Origin of the sequence: Pseudomonas sivasensis, assembly GCF_013778505.1 — a bacterium.
Classification (GTDB): domain Bacteria; phylum Pseudomonadota; class Gammaproteobacteria; order Pseudomonadales; family Pseudomonadaceae; genus Aquipseudomonas; species Aquipseudomonas sivasensis.
Genome location: NZ_JAAOWU010000029.1, coordinates 1 through 17,575, shown reverse-complemented (window position 1 = coordinate 17,575; position 17,575 = coordinate 1). Strand labels below are relative to the sequence as shown.

At 57.9% G+C, this 17,575-nt stretch carries 14 protein-coding genes and 1 pseudogene; 4 read left to right on the top strand and 11 right to left on the bottom strand.

The features are described from left to right. Nucleotides 1-87 precede the first annotated feature (87 nt). Complete coding sequence (gene gdhA, locus G9Q84_RS27875; RefSeq protein WP_122681726.1) at nt 88-1,425, top strand: NADP-specific glutamate dehydrogenase; 1,338 nt, start codon at nt 88-90, stop codon at nt 1,423-1,425. Here the strand turns inward: gdhA and G9Q84_RS27870 are convergent. The 5 genes from G9Q84_RS27870 to G9Q84_RS27850 form a co-directional block, all read right to left on the bottom strand. Continuing rightward, nucleotides 1,422-1,919 carry a GreA/GreB family elongation factor gene (locus G9Q84_RS27870; protein WP_032884678.1) on the bottom strand — a complete coding sequence of 166 codons (498 nt, stop codon included), beginning with the start codon at nt 1,917-1,919 and terminating at the stop codon, nt 1,422-1,424. The genes gdhA and G9Q84_RS27870 overlap by 4 nt on opposite strands. A gap of 70 nt (nt 1,920-1,989) precedes the next feature. Then, entirely contained in the window at nt 1,990-2,346 is a 357-nt protein-coding gene (locus G9Q84_RS27865; protein ID WP_122755979.1) for a hypothetical protein, read from the bottom strand. 159 nt (nt 2,347-2,505) lie between these two features. Further along, nucleotides 2,506-2,811, bottom strand: a complete 306-nt coding sequence (locus G9Q84_RS27860) for a chorismate mutase (RefSeq protein WP_032884681.1) — start codon at nt 2,809-2,811, stop codon at nt 2,506-2,508. Nucleotides 2,812-2,964: 153 nt separating this feature from the next. Beyond that, nucleotides 2,965-4,818 carry an Lnb N-terminal periplasmic domain-containing protein gene (locus G9Q84_RS27855; RefSeq protein WP_095186245.1) on the bottom strand — a complete coding sequence of 618 codons (1,854 nt, stop codon included), beginning with the start codon at nt 4,816-4,818 and terminating at the stop codon, nt 2,965-2,967. Nucleotides 4,819-4,910: 92 nt separating this feature from the next. After that, complete coding sequence (locus tag G9Q84_RS27850; protein ID WP_027605327.1) at nt 4,911-5,399, bottom strand: DUF3015 domain-containing protein; 489 nt, start codon at nt 5,397-5,399, stop codon at nt 4,911-4,913. Between the two features lie 267 nt (nt 5,400-5,666). Between G9Q84_RS27850 and G9Q84_RS27845 the strand changes: the two genes are divergently transcribed. Together G9Q84_RS27845 and G9Q84_RS27840 are read left to right on the top strand one after the other, a co-directional pair. Beyond that, nucleotides 5,667-8,105 carry a Lon protease family protein gene (locus G9Q84_RS27845; RefSeq protein WP_032884683.1) on the top strand — a complete coding sequence of 813 codons (2,439 nt, stop codon included), beginning with the start codon at nt 5,667-5,669 and terminating at the stop codon, nt 8,103-8,105. Between the two features lie 298 nt (nt 8,106-8,403). Beyond that, on the top strand, nt 8,404-8,721 hold the full coding sequence (locus G9Q84_RS27840; RefSeq protein ID WP_032884774.1) for a PA4575 family protein: 318 nt from the start codon (nt 8,404-8,406) through the stop codon (nt 8,719-8,721). 6 nt (nt 8,722-8,727) lie between these two features. Here the strand turns inward: G9Q84_RS27840 and G9Q84_RS27835 are convergent, their stop codons facing one another. Continuing rightward, a complete protein-coding gene (locus tag G9Q84_RS27835; RefSeq protein ID WP_122755978.1) occupies nt 8,728-10,551 on the bottom strand; it encodes a hypothetical protein in 1,824 nt (607 codons plus the stop codon). A 165-nt stretch (nt 10,552-10,716) separates the two neighbouring features. On the opposite strand from G9Q84_RS27835, the gene G9Q84_RS27830 reads away from it, so the two are divergent. Then, the gene (locus G9Q84_RS27830; RefSeq protein WP_005791582.1) at nt 10,717-11,205 is read left to right on the top strand and encodes a TIGR00645 family protein; all 489 of its coding nucleotides are present in this window, start codon (nt 10,717-10,719) and stop codon (nt 11,203-11,205) included. Nucleotides 11,206-11,224: 19 nt separating this feature from the next. Here G9Q84_RS27830 and G9Q84_RS27825 read toward each other — a convergent pair whose 3' ends face one another. From G9Q84_RS27825 to G9Q84_RS27810, 5 genes and pseudogenes are all read right to left on the bottom strand, one after another. Next, nucleotides 11,225-12,658 (bottom strand): ArnT family glycosyltransferase, encoded by a 1,434-nt coding sequence (locus G9Q84_RS27825; RefSeq protein ID WP_181644441.1) that lies wholly within the window; start codon nt 12,656-12,658, stop codon nt 11,225-11,227. 149 nt (nt 12,659-12,807) lie between these two features. Continuing rightward, nucleotides 12,808-13,596, bottom strand: a complete 789-nt coding sequence (locus tag G9Q84_RS30045; RefSeq protein ID WP_375803696.1) for a methyl-accepting chemotaxis protein — start codon at nt 13,594-13,596, stop codon at nt 12,808-12,810. 111 nt (nt 13,597-13,707) lie between these two features. Beyond that, nucleotides 13,708-14,658: pseudogene (locus G9Q84_RS30040) on the bottom strand (PDC sensor domain-containing protein); the annotation flags it as partial. A 443-nt stretch (nt 14,659-15,101) separates the two neighbouring features. Beyond that, nucleotides 15,102-16,217, bottom strand: coding sequence for a cyclic di-GMP phosphodiesterase (locus tag G9Q84_RS27815; RefSeq protein ID WP_122755975.1), 1,116 nt, complete (start codon nt 16,215-16,217; stop codon nt 15,102-15,104). A gap of 75 nt (nt 16,218-16,292) precedes the next feature. Next, nucleotides 16,293-17,225 (bottom strand): chemotaxis protein CheV, encoded by a 933-nt coding sequence (locus G9Q84_RS27810; RefSeq protein ID WP_032884688.1) that lies wholly within the window; start codon nt 17,223-17,225, stop codon nt 16,293-16,295. Between the last annotated feature and the right edge of the window lie 350 nt (nt 17,226-17,575).

The following is a 17,575-nucleotide window of genomic DNA, read 5'->3' as shown; positions in this document are numbered from 1 at the left end:
CGACATTTTGCCCTGTCGCGGTGCGACATGAATTGATAAAGTCCGGCTCAATCTCCCTTAAAAACAATCAATTTGCCGAGACTTTTCATGATCGAATCCGTCGAATCCTTCCTTGCCCGCCTCAAAAAACGCGACCCAGACCAGCCAGAATTCCACCAGGCTGTAGAAGAAGTCCTACGCAGTCTGTGGCCGTTTCTTGAAGCCAATCCCCATTACCTGACCTCGGGTATTTTGGAGCGCATCTGCGAGCCGGAACGAGCGATAACGTTCCGGGTTTCGTGGGTCGATGATCACGGCAAGGTCCAGGTCAATCGCGGTTTCCGTATCCAGATGAACAGCGCCATCGGCCCCTACAAAGGTGGCCTGCGTTTCCACCCGTCGGTGAACCTGGGGGTGCTGAAATTCCTCGCCTTCGAACAGACCTTCAAGAATTCCCTGACTTCGTTGCCAATGGGCGGCGGCAAAGGCGGCTCGGACTTTGATCCAAAAGGTAAGAGCGACGCCGAAGTCATGCGTTTTTGCCAGGCATTCATGAGCGAGCTGTACCGCCATATCGGTGCGGATGTGGATGTGCCGGCTGGCGATATCGGCGTGGGTGCACGTGAGATCGGCTTCCTGTTTGGCCAGTACAAGCGCCTGAGCAACCAGTTCACCTCCGTGTTGACCGGCAAGGGCATGACCTACGGCGGCAGTCTGATCCGTCCGGAAGCGACCGGATTTGGTTGTGTGTACTTCGCCGAAGCGATGCTCAAGCGCGACGGTAAACGGGTCGAGGGCAAGCGTGTGGCGGTCTCCGGCTCAGGCAACGTCGCCCAATACGCGGCGCGCAAGGTGATGGACCTGGGCGGCAAGGTGATTTCCTTGTCTGACTCCGAAGGCACCCTGTACGCCGAAAGTGGTTTGACCGAGGAACAATGGTCGGCGCTGCTGGAGCTTAAAAACGTTCAGCGTGGGCGCATCAGCGAACTGGCCGAGCGTTTCGGCCTGGAGTTCCGCAAGGGGCAAACGCCGTGGGACCTGGCCTGCGATATCGCCCTGCCATGCGCCACCCAGAATGAACTCGGCGCCGACGCCGCCCGCACCTTGCTGCGCAACGGCTGTATTTGCGTGGCCGAAGGCGCCAACATGCCTACAACGCTTGAGGCTGTGGATATCTTTATCGAGGCGGGCATTCTGTTCGCACCGGGCAAGGCATCCAATGCCGGCGGCGTGGCGGTGAGTGGCCTGGAAATGTCGCAGAACGCCATGCGCTTGCTGTGGACCGCTGGTGAAGTGGACAGCAAGCTGCACAACATCATGCAGTCGATCCACCACGCTTGCGTGCACTACGGCGAAGAAAACGGCCGCATCAACTACGTGAAGGGCGCGAACATCGCAGGCTTCGTGAAAGTCGCCGACGCGATGCTGGCCCAAGGCATCGTCTAGGTCTCGGCTTCGATACGCAGCACCTCGATCAGTTGATCGCCAACGGGGCGCTTCCACAGCACCTCATCACCCACCTGGGCGCCCAGCAACGCGCGGCCCAGGGGTGAACCCCAGTTGATCAGGCCTGTGCTGGCGTCGGCCTGGTCTTCACCGACCAACTGGATGCGCTGTTGCTCGTCATGCTCATTGGCGAAGGTCACCCAGCTGCCGATCTGCACCTTGTCGGTGCCGGTGGCCAGCGCCACGACCTGGGCGCTCTGGACGCGTTGGTTGAAGTAGCGTAAATCCCGCTCAAGATCGGCCTGGCGCTGCTTATCGGCCTGCTCACCCTTGGCAGATTCGGCACTGTGCTCAGCCTTCAACTGCGCAACCTTGGCCTGTAACTGCGCCAGCCCTTGCGCGGTCAAGTGATTGGGTTGCTCACTGACCTGACGCTCCACTGGCTGATCAGCTTGGGCGGCGGCGTTATCCTCATTTACAAAAGCTCGGCTCATGACGTTCTCCCTCTATGGAGCTTGGGCCATGTTCGCTGCGCTTTAGTTTCGATGGATGTCTGAAAGCGACCTATTGCGAGCGATAGGCCCGAGCGGCATCGCGATCCTTCTCGTGCTGCCAGGCGCGCTCACGGTCGTCCCAGTGATTGTCCTTGTAGTCGCGCAGTTCTTCGTTTTCACGCACGGCCTTGCACTGGCGAAAGCCGTCCTCCCAGCCTTCGGCGTATGTCCGGTCTTTCAGGTAGCGCGGGACATTTTTGCGAAACTCACCGGAAATCACCCCGGCGGCCTGGCGACCGCTGCTGCAGCCATCGTCAAATCCATCGGCGAAGGCCGGTGGATAACCTCTGGCCAGCAATTCCTGATGAGTCGATTGACAACCCGCCAGCCACACCATCGCACACAGTATTACTGCATACCGCCACATTGCTTGCTCCCTGACCGTTTAACGGCTGATAGGGGAAGTCTAGATAGGGATTTGTCGGGGAGGTGTGAAAGGGGTGTGAGAAAGGTGTGGAGCACGATGAGATCGGTCGGTGAGTGCCGAACCGGTGATGAGGAAGCTGGGCTCCCTCACCACAAAAGACTATGTGGCCTGGCTGTTCGCCAAAGCCCTGTGTTCCGCCAATTCCTGCTCAATGAATGCCGCAATCATTGCGCGATAGACCTGCTCGGTTACCTCGGGGTTTGCGCCCACGGTCTCCGATAATTCCCGCACCTTGGTGATCACCTGCTCAACCCGCTGTGGGGCTTTGACGCCATCGGTGTCTTTTTTGAAGCGTGCTGCCTGTGATACGTAGCGGCCTCGTTCGGCCAGCAGGGTGACGATTTGCTGGTCGAGGCGGTCGATGTTGTTTCGAACGTCTTCAAGGGTGGTGCAGGTAACGGCCATGTCGAGTGAACTCCTGATTGTGCGTGCAATGCTAACAAAATATGGGAGGTGGCTTGCTCCCGATAGCAGAGTGTCAGTCAGTCAATACTTAACTGAAACACCACCATCGGGGGCAAGCCCGCTCCCACATTTTTGATTTTCTCCAGGCTTTGGTCAGTAGTGATACCACTTCACTTCAAGCATCACTTCATTCACTGGCGTCGACAGGTGGCTGTACTCGCGCTGTGCGCTCAGGCGCAGGCCCAGGTTACGGGACAGTTCCCACTGTTGGTTGAGGCTGATGCTGCGCCGCACTTCACCATTGGTGAAGAAATCGCCCTTGGCTTCCAGGCTCAAGTTGCCCAGCGGGTTTTTCCACAGCACGCCGGTGTTGAAGCCGGCTGCGGGAGAGATGGCTTCGTTGAAGTCGTTGTTGTGTTCCACGCGCACGGTGCCGAGGGCGAAGCCGAGCATGTCGTCGCGTAGTTGCCAGGTGCCGCCGGCACCGCCGTTGACGTGGGCGACCAGGGTTTCGTCGTCGTGTTTGCCCGGCACGCGTTCCAGGCCACCGGTGACTTGCCAGGACCAGGGTTGCAGCAGGGCGTTGCGTGGGGTCAGGGAGCGGATGGTAGCCAGGTCCAGTTGCTGCAATTGCCAGTGGTTACCTTCGTACTGGCGCAGTTTCATTTGCAGGATTTCAATCTGGGCGCCGAGGGGGAAGCCTTCGGCGTTGTCGTTGAGGTCGTGGTAGGCCATGCGCAGGCCGTATTCACCGAAGGCTTTGTCGCCCCGGGTGCCGATGCCAGCTTGCCAGGTACGCGACTCATGGCCGTTTTCCGGCAGGCCGGGAGGCGTGATCTTTAGATCGGGCGCGGGGTTCTGGTTGATCGCGCGCAGCAGTTCGAAGCTGCGTTGGGAGCGTGCGGTGTCCCGTTCAAGGCCATTGGCACGGTAGCGGCCCAGGCGATAGGCGGCGTCGATGATCAGGGCCTGACGCTCGCGGGGTAATGCTTTAAAAGCAGGCTCTTGTAGTTGCTGCTGGTCATCGCTGACCTTGAGTACCCATTGCTGCTCGTCGCTGTCCAGCGGCTTTGCGCGCTCCAGCAACTCGCGCTCGCGGGACGGTCGGTAGTCGATCTTCTCGACCAGGCCCGCGTCCTTCACTGCCTTGACGGTGTCGGTAGGAATGGCGGTCAGCGGGAATTGCTCGGTCAGGCGCAGGCCGGGGCGGGCCACTTGCAGCAGTTCCAGCAGGCGATAGGAGCAGTTTTCGTCGAAGAAGAAATAGTCGAACTGGATCTGCTTGAGCTCCCACACGTGCTCGACCATGCGCTCGGTCTCGACTTGGGTGAGGTTAAGGCGATATTCCCACAGGTCGCGGTTTTCGAGGCTGCGGTACTCGGAGAGTTTTTCCTGATAAGGCACCAGCGCGAACAGACCGGGGTAGCCGCCCATCAGGCCTTTCCAGGCGTAGAGAATGCTGTTGTCCGAGCCTTCTATATAGGCGCCGAAGTTGATCGCGTAGCTGAGCAGCGCGGTCTTGTTGCTCTGCACGTCGGCCTGGTCGATACGCAGCAGGGTGTGGCCGAACATCGAGGACGGGCTGTTGAGGTAGGCCGCCGGGAAAATCATCACCGCGCTATGGGGCGAGACGTCCTTGAACCATTGCTTGAATTCGGTGCAGTCCACGGCGGGCAGGTCAGTCAGGTGCAACTGATCCTTTAACCAGCGGGTACGTGCGGGGTAGACGCATTGGGCGTGTTTTTCACCCAGGCTGGCCGGAGCATAGAGTGCTTCAACGGTGGCCTTGAGTTCGGCATCCGGGTGATGGGCACCATCGGGGGCGAGGAAAAATTTCTGCTCGCTGACATAACTGCGCCAGCCACTGATTTTGCCGGCTTCGTAATGGCCCAGCGAAAGCCAGAACGGATCGTTGGCCAATTGCTGCAAACGTTGATCATCAAGGTGCGGTGCCGCGTACAGCGGGGCGCAGGCGAGGAGTGCCATCCAGGCAAAGCGTTTGAGCATAGGGGCAACTTAAGTCGGAAATTAGAGAGACCCAAAGGGGAAGCGGGTCCAAAAATAAAACCCGCGCCTGGGGAGGCGCGGGCAGGTCGAGCTTAAGCCTGGGTAGCGTATTTCGCCAGACGGGCATCGCCTTTCAGTACAGCCAGAGTGTTGTTGTGTACGTCTTCAGCGGTCACATCGGCCTTGCTGAAGATTTGCTGGAAGTGTTCGTGAGCCACTGCAGCGAAGTGTTCGCGATCTTCCGGAGCAACGCCCAGTACCACCGCGTAAGTGGTCAGTGCTTCGCCATTACCCTTGGCCATGTCTTCGGACAGCTCGTTCATCATGCCATTCATGGCAATCCAGGACTTGCCGCCGTAGGTCAGCGCGCTGTTGGTGCTGCAACCGTTGGTGCCCGAGGTCATGCCGAAGGTGGCGTTACCCGAAGTACCGTTGGTGGTGGAAGCCAGGAAGTGAGCCGGAGTGCCGCGCTGGCCTTCGAACAACATGTTGCCCCAACCGCAGTTTGGGCCACCTGGTGCTTCAGCCATTGCATTGAGGGAGACGACGGTGAAGAGAGTACCGAGAAGGATCCGTTTCATAGCTTTGTTCTCTTTGTGTGCAAACCAATGGACAAGGGTTCAGGCACTTCATAGCGCCCTAGGGATCGGTTATTAGTCCAACCCGCGCAGTTTGGAGTTTAGGCACGTTCCAAGGGTTCCGTGTGTTTTTATAAAACAATGAGAGATGTCGCGATTTTTTTGTAGGACTCATTCGGTGTCTACGCTTTCACAAAGGCTCGCCTTGCCAGAGCGCGCAACGGGGAGCCAGAATGCCGTCATCTGCCCCGCCTGATGTAAGGAAGCCCGATGCCTGATCCTGTTGCTGCCAGCCTGCGTCTAGCGCCCGAAGCGCTGACTCGTCCTTTTTCCGCTGAACAGTTCAGCTTCTCGACCACCAATGATTTGGAGCCCTTTCGCGGTGTGCTTGGCCAGGAACGCGCAGTTGAAGCGTTGCAGTTCGGTGTGGCCATGCCACGCCCCGGTTACAACGTGTTTGTCATGGGCGAGCCGGGCACCGGTCGCTTCTCGTTCGTCAAACGCTACCTGAAGGCCGAAGGCAAGCGCCTGCAGACCCCGGCGGACTGGGTCTATGTGAATAATTTCGATGAGCCCCGCGAACCACGCGCCCTGGAACTCCCAGGCGGTGCTGCGGCGGCGTTCATTGCCGATATCAACGGCTTGGTCGACAACCTGGTGGCCACCTTCCCGGCGGTCTTTGAGCACCCGACTTATCAACAGCGCAAAAGCGCCATCGACCGCGCGTTCAACCAGCGTTACGACAAGGCCCTCGATGTGATCGAACGCCTGGCTTTGGAAAAGGACGTGGCGCTATACCGCGACAGTTCCAACATCGCGTTCACGCCGATGCTCGACGGTAAGGCGCTGGACGAAGCCGAGTTTTCGCAACTGCCGGAAGTAGATCGCGAGCGTTTCCACACAGATATTTCCGAGCTGGAAGAGCGCCTCAACGAGGAGTTGGCCAGCCTGCCGCAGTGGAAGCGTGAGTCCAACAACCAACTGCGCCAGTTCAACGAAGAAACCATCACCTTGGCCCTGCAACCTTTGCTTGCGCCACTGTCGGAAAAATACGCCGAGAACGCAGCTGTCTGCGGTTACTTGCAGGCGATGCAGGTCTACCTGCTGAAAACTGTGGTCGAGCAATTGGTCGACGACGCCAAGACCGACGCCCAGGCCCGCAAGCTGCTCGAAGAGCAATACTGCCCGAGCCTGGTGGTTGGGCACCCGGTCAACGGCGGCGCCCCAGTGGTGTTTGAACCGCACCCGACGTACGACAACCTGTTTGGCCGTATCGAGTACAGCACCGACCAGGGCGCGCTCTACACCACCTATCGCCAACTGCGACCGGGTGCCTTGCACCGTGCCAATGGCGGGTTCCTGATCCTCGAAGCCGAAAAAATGCTCAGCGAGCCGTTCGTGTGGGACGCCCTCAAGCGCTCCCTGCAATCGCGCAAGTTGAAGATGGAATCGCCTCTGGGCGAGCTGGGCCGTCTGGCTACCGTGACCCTCAACCCGCAAATGATTCCGTTGCAGGTCAAGGTGATCATTATCGGTTCGCGCCAGCTTTACTACGCGTTGCAGGACGCCGATCCGGACTTCCAGGAGATGTTCCGGGTGCTGGTGGATTTCGACGAAGACATCCCGATGGTCGACGAAAGCCTGGAGCAGTTCGCCCAGTTGCTCAAAACCCGAACATCGGAAGAGGGCATGGCGCCGTTGACGTCGGACGCGGTGGCGCGGCTGGCGACTTACAGCGCGCGGCTGGCGGAGCATCAGGGCCGTTTGTCGGCGCGTATTGGTGACTTGTTTCAACTGGTGAGCGAGGCGGACTTTATCCGCCACCTGGCCGGCGATGAGATGACCGATGCCGGCCATATCGAGCGCGCCCTCAAAGCCAAGGCCACCCGTACTGGCCGCGTGTCGGCACGGATCCTCGACGACATGCTCGCCGGGGTGATCCTGATCGACACCGCCGGTGCGGCCGTGGGCAAGTGCAACGGGCTGACGGTGCTGGAAGTCGGTGACTCGGCATTCGGCGTACCGGCGCGGATTTCCGCCACGGTGTACCCGGGCGGCAGCGGCATTGTCGACATCGAGCGTGAGGTTAACCTAGGTCAGCCGATTCACTCCAAGGGCGTGATGATCCTCACGGGTTACCTGGGCAGCCGTTATGCCCAGGAATTCCCACTGGCGATTTCGGCGAGCATCGCGCTGGAGCAGTCCTACGGTTATGTGGATGGCGACAGTGCGTCCCTGGGCGAGGCGTGCACCTTGATCTCGGCCCTGTCGAAAACCCCGCTCAAGCAATGTTTTGCCATCACCGGTTCGATCAACCAGTTTGGTGAAGTGCAGGCGGTAGGTGGGGTCAACGAGAAGATCGAAGGCTTCTTCCGTCTCTGTGAAGCGCGCGGTTTGACCGGTGAGCAAGGGGCGATCATTCCTCAGGCCAACGTTGCTACGTTGATGCTTGATGAGAAGGTTTTGCAGGCTGTGCGCGCCGGGCAGTTCCATATCTACGCGGTGCGCCAGGCCGATGAGGCGTTGAGCCTGTTGGTGGGTGAAGACGCGGGTGAGCCTGACGCCGAGGGGCAGTTCCCGGAAGGGACCGTCAATGCGCGAGTGGTCGAGCGTTTGCGTGCGATTGCCGAGATGATCAGCGAGGAAGACTTGAAAGAGGCGGAGAAGGAGTTGGCGCAGCAGGCGCTGGCCGAAGCCAAGCCCACCTGAGTTCTGAGGCCAGGCCGGGTCAAACATGTGGGAGGGGGCTTGTTCCCGATTGCGATAGGTCAGTCATGTAGATGTCGACTGACACACTGCATCGGGAGCAAGCCCCCTTCCACATTTGGAACTGGTTGCGTCACTAAATTGACTTTCTTCTGAGGGGCTAATGTCCGTTGGTCCCTACGGCCTTGGTTTGTCGGGTTTTTCTTCTATTCTCTGCTTTAGGGATATTCACAGGAGTCGCTGGATAGAAACAGCCTTGCCCCAGGCCGGGCTGAACACCGATCTGCCGAGGGTCGCCGCCATGCCGCGCAACCTTTGTCTTACCCGCCAGTGCTTTGGCCTGGTCACCCGTATCGAATGCTCCATTCGCCCTCTCGCGGGGGATAACGGGATGTGGACCTTGTTATTTGCCGCCGGAATGTCCGGTGAACAGCCGTCCACCATCAAGTCCCAAGGCCCGTTTCATGGGCCTTTTGCGGCGCAAACCATCCTGGAATCGATTGTGGATAGCCTGACCATGCACGGCTATGAAGTGGCGGGCGACCCACAGATCTGGTGCCTGCATATGCAAGCCCATCTGCGGCAGCTCAATGGCAACCATGAGCCGCTTGCGCTCTAGTGGCGGTCACTTGCTGTCGGGCTTGTCCAGCTTGACCTCGAAGCCGTACTGCACGGTGTTCAGGTCGGTGCGCTGGTAGCTTTCCAGTGCGGTCGGTCGGCCGTAGAAATAATGCACGTCAAACATCGCCGTGCCGTATTCCTCGGCGCGGTGGCTCACCCCAAGGATTTCCTTGAGGTACTGGCCACTGGCGTCCTTGGCATAGAAGCGCCAGCTGTCGGCCGGGAATTCTTTCTGATCGACGATCAGCGCATTGTCCTTGAGCGACAAGCCCTTGGGCAGCTTGGCCACGTCTAACTCACCTTTCTCGATAGTCGCCAAAAACAGCGGGATTGAGCCCACCACAAACGCCGGGTTTTCCGGGAACAGGGTGAGGTCGTAGGTGAGAGTTCCACGGGCCGGATTCAGCTCGAACGCTTCGGTCGGCAGCTCGATGGGGTCGCCGCGCTCACCTTTTTCGTCCGCCGTAAAAAAGGTAATCGGCGATTCGCTGCTGTTGCGCTCTGCACCGACCAGGTCGTCATTAAAGGTGAACGGGTGGTCGAACACGATATGCGCGGCACTGGCGTCTTCGACAGACTGGCTGATGCTGACGCTGTTTTTCAGTTGTTCTTCGGTCATTGCCGAGTCTTTGAGCCAGCTGGCAGCGCTGTCGTCGTAGACGGTGACCGGCATCGGCAAGGCTTGTACGGTCTTTTCAAGGCTGTTTTTGTCGAAGCGCAACACCGGCAAGTCGAGGTCCTTGCGGGTAACGGACGCCGTGGAAAAGTCCATCACGTTCACCTGCAGGGTATCGATCAGGCCGTTGAAATACACCTTGGCGTAATGACTGCCCTGCTTATGCTCGAAAGCTTTCTGTTCATCCGTCAGTTGTTTTTCGAACCCCTCCGACCAGGCCTTCTGCTTTTGCATCTCGGCCAACTGTTTCTCGTAGAAGGCCACTTGCGCGGCACTTTCGTTGATCGAACCTGAGCGTGTGAGGAATTGCCCGGTAGTGTCGCGCGCCTGCACCAGCAGAGGGTTTGGCGACTCGTCGCCGACTTGCGGGGCCAGTGGCTCGCTGTTGGTCAGCTCGATTTCGGCGTAGTTCTTCTCCAGCAGCAGCAAATTGAGGGTGATATTGCCCTCAGTGCGTTTGTGATCCACGTCCTTTTTCGACAGGTCGAACGTCAGCACCTTGCCCGGCGCGATGACTTCGACCGCGCCTTTTAGGGTGACAGGCTGGGGTTGGCTCTTGTTTTCCGTCTCGATGCCGTCGATGAAGGGGTAGGTCACCGTCAGGTCATCGGGGTTGGTCAGGTTGGAGCTGCTGGGGCTTAACTGAATGCCGGGGTCTGTCTCCGACCATTCCGGCTGGAAGGGGATGACTTTGTTGTTGCTCAAGGTGACCGACTGCCATTCCAGGCCATGGGGGAAGGGGAATTGGTCGGGCATGTTGAAACTGAACGGGAAGACCGGCTGCAAATCCGTCAGGTAGTCGGAGTGTGAAGTCTTGCGCAGTACGAACAGGCCATTGATATAGGTATCCACCAGCGCCTGGGGGGTGGGGTAGTGCTTGAGCAGGGCCAGGTTGTCCTCGCCGTACTCGGCCTCGATGGGCTTGGTGGCCAGTTTGACCCGCGCCCGTTCCAGCAATAGCAGCGAACCGCCGAGGTCGGCGACGGCGTCACGCAGTTTGGGGTCTTGGATGCTGTCGAGGGACTGTTCGAATTTGGCGGTTTTCTCTTCGAGGGTCGTCTGCTTCTGCTCGTCGCTGGGGGAGCAGCCGCTGGCCAGCAGCAATGCCGCGCACAGGCCAATGCTGGCCAAAGGGGATCGCACATCCATCATCTGAGTTTTTCCTGTCCGACGTCATCGAGCCGAGTTGAGATGGGCTCGACACTAGCAGAAAAATTCTCTTACAGATGCCGCCTGGGTCAGTTTTCTCGCGCTTACAGGTGTCTTGTAGCGGCTGGTATACTCGCCGCCATTTTTAGCCAAGCTGTGTGAGACCCCATGGAACGCTTTATCGAAAACACTATGTACGCTTCACGCTGGCTGCTGGCGCCGATCTACCTGGGGTTATCCCTGGGTTTATTGATCCTGGCGCTGAAATTCTTCCAGGAAATCATTCACGTGATTCCCAACATTTTCACCATGCTGGAAGCGGAAGTGATCCTGCTGCTGCTGTCGTTGATCGACATGGCGCTGGTGGGTGGCTTGCTGGTGATGGTGATGATTTCCGGCTACGAGAACTTCGTGTCGCAGCTGGATATCGATGAAAACAAGGAAAAGCTCAACTGGCTGGGCACCATGGACTCTTCGTCGCTGAAGATGAAAGTGGCGGCGTCCATCGTGGCGATTTCCTCGATCCACCTGCTGCGCATCTTCATGGACGCCAAGAACGTCGATCCCCAGCACCTGATGTGGTACGTGATCATCCACATGACCTTCGTGGTCTCGGCCTTTGCCATGGGCTACTTGGACAAGCTCACCAAGCACTGATGCCCTGGGTGCGCTGGCCTTACTGCTCGATGAAGTAGTAAGGCTGGCGACCGATCTTCATCTCCTTGATCACGGTGATCTTCCCGCTCAGTTGGCGGATGTTGTCCAGCAATGCAACGTTGCCGGGTTTGGCCGTGAGAAAACTGTGTAATTCAGCTTCGGTCTGCAGGATCGGCAAGTAGGCCTGCAGATAGAACACGCTCGCCCCGGCGATGCGCTCATTGGGCTGGAACATCACCACGTTCTTACCTTCAGTTTGAAACGCCCTGGCCTGACTGATCACGGGTACGAAAGACTCGCGCTTGTCTGCTTTGGGTGCGAACCAGAACGCAGCCGTCAGGTAGCTGACCATTGCCAGGCTGAACACGCCGATGATCACCCCCCGGTGGTAGCGGTACAGCGCCGGCTTGCGCACCTTGAGCCATTCCAACAGCACGCCTGCATATTCTGCTGCGAGCACGGCGGCGGCTGGCGTGAGTGCCATCAGGTAAACGGTGCGCTTGCTGGACGCCAGAGTCAGCAGAGTGAACTGCGCCACCAGCCAGACACTGAAAAACAGGCGGTAGCGATCGCGCACCAGGCTTTTTCGAAAGTGCCACAGGCCCAGGTACACGAGGATATTCCAGGGCAGGAACGCTTGCGGCAGCTTCGCGAAGTAGTAGTAAAACGGCTCGTAATGCCCAGCCTCGACGAACGACCCGCTGAACCGCCCGACGCTGTTGGTCCACAGCACTTCGCCCACGGCCTGCATCCCGCCGCGCTGGAACAGGAAGCCCAGCCAGATCATTAACGGCACCAACGCCAGCACGGTGAACACGCCCGGTTTGAGCCACTCGCCGATACGCAGGCGCTTGTCCATCAGGCTGATGCTGGTCAGGTACACAAAGATCACGATGCCCGGCAACGCGAGGCCCAGCACGCCTTTGCTCAGGGTGGCGATCACCATGCCGGCGGTAAACAGCATCCATGCCCACGCGCTGGAACCCTCACGTCCGGGTCGCACGGCTTGGTAGAACGCCAGCAGCGCGGTGGTCACGCCCAGGCTGAGCAGTGAATCTTCACCCACGCCGCGCACATTGCCCCAGTAACTGGCCATGGTCGCGAGGATCAGCGCTGCGCAAAACGCCAGTGTCTTTGGGCGTCCGAACCTGTGCAGCATTCCATAGAGCAGCATCACGCTGAACAGACCAGCAAATGCCGAAGCGAGCCGTACCGCCCCAGGTGTGCCGCCAAACAGGCGAATCGCTCCGGCGTCCAGCCACAGGCTCAGGGGCGGCTTTTCCAGGAAGGGCTCACGAAACAGTTGCGGTACGACCCAGTCATTGTCCAAGTGCATGGCCATGGCAATGCCCGAGACACGGGCCTCGGTGGAGCCTTGCAGTTCATGGTTACCCAGGGCCAAGAAGAACAGCAGACCAGCAAGCAGGAGCAGCAGAGGAGCGGGACGCGTCATGGAGTCTGGCTACCGAGAGAAGGGGGATCGTTTGAGGGAACGGCTCACAATCGATGAGTATAGGGAGGTGATTCTTAATATTTCATGAATGGGCGTGGGTTATGTCGCTGGGCCAGGAGGTTGACGACCCCCTGGCTTCGCGTGAGGCATTACGAGGCTTTGACTTTGAAGCGACTCAGGCCCTGTTGCATGGAGTTGGCCCGTTCCGACAGGTTCTTGGCCGCCACTGCGCATTGCTGGGAGTTTGCCTGGTTCTGCTGGGTGACTTCGTCGATCTGCTCCAGGCCGATGCTCGCCTGTTGCAGGCCGGAAGCCTGTTCGCTGGAGGCTTGGTAGATCAACGACACCAGGCTGGAAACCGTGCTGGTGCCGGTGACGATATTTCTCAACGAGTCGGCGGTGCGGCCGGCGATGATCATGCCGCGTTGCGTTTTGGTCGAGGAGTCGGCAATCAGCGCGGCGGTTTGCTGGGCGGCTTCGGCGCTGCGGGCGGCGAGGCTTCTGACTTCGTCGGCGACCACCGCAAAACCACGCCCCAGTTCGCCGGCACGTGCGGCCTCGATAGCTGCGTTCAACGCCAGCAGGTTGGTTTGAGCGGCGATGTTGTCGATGGTGGTGATAATCGCGGTGATGTCTTTGCCCGAATTGTCGATTTCCGCCATGGCCGCGATCAATTCACTCATCAGTTTGTCACTTTCCCCGGCGTCGGCGCGCGAGGCTTGGGATTGCTCGTCTGCCTTCTTCGCGTTGGCGGCGTTGTCGGTAGTCTGCGCTGCCATCTGGGTCATAACGGCACTGATTTCGGTGATGGACGATGCAGAATTGGACGCGCCGTCGGACAGCGACTGGCTCAACTCTGTGACCTGCGCGGAACTGCCGGTGATTTGCGTGGCGCTGGCCTGCACTTGGGAAATGAGGGTGTTCAGGTTACCGACCATTTTTTCCAACGATTTGCCGAGGGTGTCGTTGGGCGAGGACAGGCGTACTTCCAAATCCAGGTCCCCTTCGGAAATACGCTCGGCCACACGCACCTGGCGTTGCAGGCTTTCCGACATATCGTTCAAGGCAAAGGACAATTGGCCGACTTCGTCATCAGATTTCTGCACCAGCCGGCGAGAGAAATCACCCAGGCTGATATTCGCGGCCAGAGCGGCAGCTTCACGAATCGGGCCGACGATTTTCGCTGTGGCAAACCACAGCGCCAGCAATGCCAGCAAGGAGACACCTACGCCGACCGAGACCTGCCAGATGCTGCTCTTGACGCCGCGTGACTGCAGTTCCTGCTCCAGGGCCAAGGCCTGGCTCATGACCACCGCCTTGGGCAGGTGGATCAAGATCGCCCACGGCTTGCCGGTGCGCCCCAGATTGATCGGCATCTGTACTTCGATTTCCTGGGAGTCCTGATTGAGCCGGCTGTCTCCCTGGCCTTTTTGCACATTCGCCAACACCTTTTCCCAAGTGCCTGGCAACAAGCCTTTCAGTGACTGGCCAATGAATTCCGGGCGTTTACTGTCAGCCACCACGAGCCCTTGATTGCTCAGGATCGACACGGAGCCTTTGCCGCCATACAGGTCTGCGGACATTTGCTCGCTCAGTTTCTGGATAAACGAGATATCGAAGTCAGCCCCGACCACGCCGTAGAACTTGCCATTGGCAGTGATAGGTACCGATAGCGTGGTCAGCCACACATTTTTGCCTTGCACCACGTAGGGAAGTGGGTCCAGCACGCTTTCTTTCTGGGTGTCCCGTGGGCCTGAGTACCAGCCGCCCTTCAACACGCCATTGGGGTGGCGGGCATCGGAGTCGTACTCAACCAGCGGTTGCACGGCGATATGGCCATCTGAACTGCGTGTCCAGTAGGGGGTGAAGCGACCGGTCAATTGGTTGTTACCGCCCTCATTGATACGAAAGGCTTGGTCCTGGCCGTCCAGCGCATCCGGTTCCCAGCATGAATACGTGCCGTTGAAGTCGGGGTTGTCCTTGAGCACGCTGAGCAGCATCGTATTGATCTGCTCACGGCTGAGGGTCAGTGGGCTCTGCGCACTTTTACTCGCTCCCAGCGTATTGGCCATTGTGCGTGCCGAATCCAAGGCGTTCTGCAGTTTTGCCTGGATGGCATTGGCACGCGACTCAGCCAGGTTTTGCACTTCGCGGATAGTGGCGCTTTCAATCAGGGCTGAAACTTCAGTGCCGACATACGCTTGATTGGCGCTTGAAGAATAAAGGCCATATGAGACCAGGCTCGCACACGAGATAAACAGGCAGAGTCCGGCGGTGAAGCAAATTCGAGTCTGCAATGAGTTGAATTTCATGATATTTCCTGCCCATGCTAATAGTCGCCAACATCATCGAATGTCGACATTTCGGTACTTCTTTTGCACAAGGCACGGTGTTTTATCATTGGCTGCTTAGGCATGGCATGCTGTACAGCGCTTGGAGTTACTTAATGCTCTTTGGGCATCTCTTCGTCGAGCCATAAACGTTCGGTGTTTTTAAAACCGTAACGCTGGGGCGGTACCCGCGCGACAATTCGGTCGGGTTGTTCTGGATCACTCAGGTCTATTATTTTCGGCGTTACATAAATATTTAGAACGGGCAGAAAGAACACTTTGATTTTTGGTGTCAGTAACGACTCGGGATGTTGTTCTATCACTACACCGATACTGCCACTTTTCAATTGAACGATAGAACCGACCGGGTAAATACCCACGGACTTTAAAAACGCGCGGAATACCTCGTCATCAAAATGCCCTTCCCATGTGGACATTTGCTGGATGGCGACGGCGGGGTCCCAGCCCTGGTTGTAGGAGCGGTCCGAGGTGATTGCGTCGTAGACATCGCACACCGCAGCCATTCGAGCCACCAGACTGATCTGGTCCCCTACCAACTGATGGGGGTAGCCGGTGCCGTCGACTTTTTCGTGGTGATGCAGGCACACATCCACGACCATTTCGCACATCTGCGAGGTCGCTTGCAGGGTTTTTTCCCCTTCCAGTGGATGGGTACGCACCAACTGCAATTCGTCAGTGCTCAACCGGCCAGGCTTGTTGAGAATGGCGCCCGGTATGGCCATTTTGCCGATGTCGTGCAACAGCCCGGCCATGCCGACGCGACGAATCAGTGCGGTAGAGAGGCCCAATTGATTGCCGAGGGCAATCATCAACGCACACACGGCGACTGAATGCATGTAGGTGTAGTCGTCGATGCTTTTCAGGCGTGCCAGGCTGATAAAGGCATTAGGGTGGCGGGCGATAGAGCTCGAAATGTCGTCCACCAATGCACTGATGTGCTCAAGCTCCAGTGCCCGGCCCATGCGGGCATGGCCGAACATCTCGACAACGGCGGTTTTAGCGCGACTACAGATTTCCTGTGCGGCGACTAATTCGTTTTGCATCGATGTGGGGATGGCTGGGACTGCTGGCGCAGCCGCTGGGGCCGTAGCGACCGGTTTAGCGCCGCAGCCCAAGGCGCACGGCGCCTGCGACGGCTCACCGCCCCGCCAGAATGGCTTTGCCTCGCCATCAGGCGCCTGAAGATCGAGTTCATTGCACTTCAACATGGTATGCCCTCTGTTGATGGTCTTTTTATACGTTGTTCATCAGCCTCCTTGGCTTGAGCAGTGTCGTTTTGCCTTTCAGGTAGGACTCACGGCCTTGATTCGTGCGACTACGCGACCTGCCAGGTCATCCGGGCGAAACTTCGCGAGGAAGTCATCGGCCCCGACTTTCTTGACCATGGCCTGGTTGAAACCGCCCGATAGGGACGTGTGCAGCACGATATGCAACTTGGCCATGCGTGGGTCGCTGCGGATTTCGGCGGTCAGCGTGTAACCGTCCATTTCCGGCATTTCGATATCTGAAATCATCATCAGAAACTCCTCATCCGGGTTGCGCCCCTCGTCAAGCATGGCCCGAAGGTAATCCAGCGCCTGGCGACCATCGTTCAAGGCGACGACCTCGACACCCACTGTCTCCAGGCAGCGGGTCACCTGTTTACGCGCAACCATCGAGTCATCCACGGTCAGCACTCGCAGGTGTCGAGCCTGTTGATTGACCGCGTCATCCACCACACCAATCGAAATTTCCTCGGACGAGGGCGAGATTTCCGTCAGCACCTTTTCTACATCGATGATTTCAACCAGACGATCATCGGTACGGGTAACCGCCGTCAGGTAATTGTTGTCACCGCTGCCCTTGGGAGGCGGATGAATGTCTTCCCAGTTCAAGTTAACGATGTGTTCAACTGCATACACCAAGAAACCTTGAACTCGGTTGTTGTACTCCGTAAGTATGATAAAGGCGCTTTCTTTATCTGTGATGCCGGGCAGCCCGGTAGCCATTGCAAGGTCTAGAATGGGGATGCAAGCACCACGGATATTCGCAACGCCACAAATGTTGTTATTAGACTTTGGTAGTAGAGATAGCTTGGGGCAGCGAATAACTTCTCTGACTTTAAAGACGTTAATGCCATACAGCTGTTGGTCGTTAAAGCGGAATAGCAATAATTCCAGTCTGTTCTGACCGACCAGTTGTGTACGGCTGTTAACGGATGCCATTACACCTGCCATACACACCCCTTTGATTCTGGTTGGAACAGCGTTGATGTCGTAATGACATTATCATATGTAGGGGAATGTAAAATATATGTGAAAGCGAAATACTTTTTAGGTTAATCGTTAAAGCGATAGCCAAGCGGGTGATGAGCTATTCAAGTGGATGTTTGAAATTAGTTAGTTGGCTAACTTGCTATTCTAAGTGTTGAGAATGATTAAGATTGGAAGCGGGGATGCGGCAAAGTTACGGCGCCTTATGTGTTCCACGTCCAGCTTTCGGCTAGCGGCGTGTGGCGGTAAGTACTGTCGAGTTCGAAGGGCTGGCTGGTGGTCATGGTGTTTAGTGAGGGGAGGGGGGAATGGGG

Excerpts from the sequence above, each read along its gene's own strand:
- gdhA (WP_122681726.1), top strand. The coding sequence starts at position 88 with ATGATCGAATCCGTCGAATCCTTCCTTGCCCGCCTCAAAAAACGCGAC.
- G9Q84_RS27870 (WP_032884678.1), bottom strand. The coding sequence starts at position 1,919 with ATGAGCCGAGCTTTTGTAAATGAGGATAACGCCGCCGCCCAAGCTGAT.
- G9Q84_RS27865 (WP_122755979.1), bottom strand. The coding sequence starts at position 2,346 with ATGTGGCGGTATGCAGTAATACTGTGTGCGATGGTGTGGCTGGCGGGT.
- G9Q84_RS27860 (WP_032884681.1), bottom strand. The coding sequence starts at position 2,811 with ATGGCCGTTACCTGCACCACCCTTGAAGACGTTCGAAACAACATCGAC.
- G9Q84_RS27855 (WP_095186245.1), bottom strand. The coding sequence starts at position 4,818 with ATGCTCAAACGCTTTGCCTGGATGGCACTCCTCGCCTGCGCCCCGCTG.
- G9Q84_RS27850 (WP_027605327.1), bottom strand. The coding sequence starts at position 5,399 with ATGAAACGGATCCTTCTCGGTACTCTCTTCACCGTCGTCTCCCTCAAT.
- G9Q84_RS27845 (WP_032884683.1), top strand. The coding sequence starts at position 5,667 with ATGCCTGATCCTGTTGCTGCCAGCCTGCGTCTAGCGCCCGAAGCGCTG.
- G9Q84_RS27840 (WP_032884774.1), top strand. The coding sequence starts at position 8,404 with ATGCCGCGCAACCTTTGTCTTACCCGCCAGTGCTTTGGCCTGGTCACC.
- G9Q84_RS27835 (WP_122755978.1), bottom strand. The coding sequence starts at position 10,551 with ATGATGGATGTGCGATCCCCTTTGGCCAGCATTGGCCTGTGCGCGGCA.
- G9Q84_RS27830 (WP_005791582.1), top strand. The coding sequence starts at position 10,717 with ATGGAACGCTTTATCGAAAACACTATGTACGCTTCACGCTGGCTGCTG.
- G9Q84_RS27825 (WP_181644441.1), bottom strand. The coding sequence starts at position 12,658 with ATGACGCGTCCCGCTCCTCTGCTGCTCCTGCTTGCTGGTCTGCTGTTC.
- G9Q84_RS30045 (WP_375803696.1), bottom strand. The coding sequence starts at position 13,596 with ATGGTCGGTAACCTGAACACCCTCATTTCCCAAGTGCAGGCCAGCGCC.
- G9Q84_RS27815 (WP_122755975.1), bottom strand. The coding sequence starts at position 16,217 with ATGTTGAAGTGCAATGAACTCGATCTTCAGGCGCCTGATGGCGAGGCA.
- G9Q84_RS27810 (WP_032884688.1), bottom strand. The coding sequence starts at position 17,225 with ATGGCAGGTGTAATGGCATCCGTTAACAGCCGTACACAACTGGTCGGT.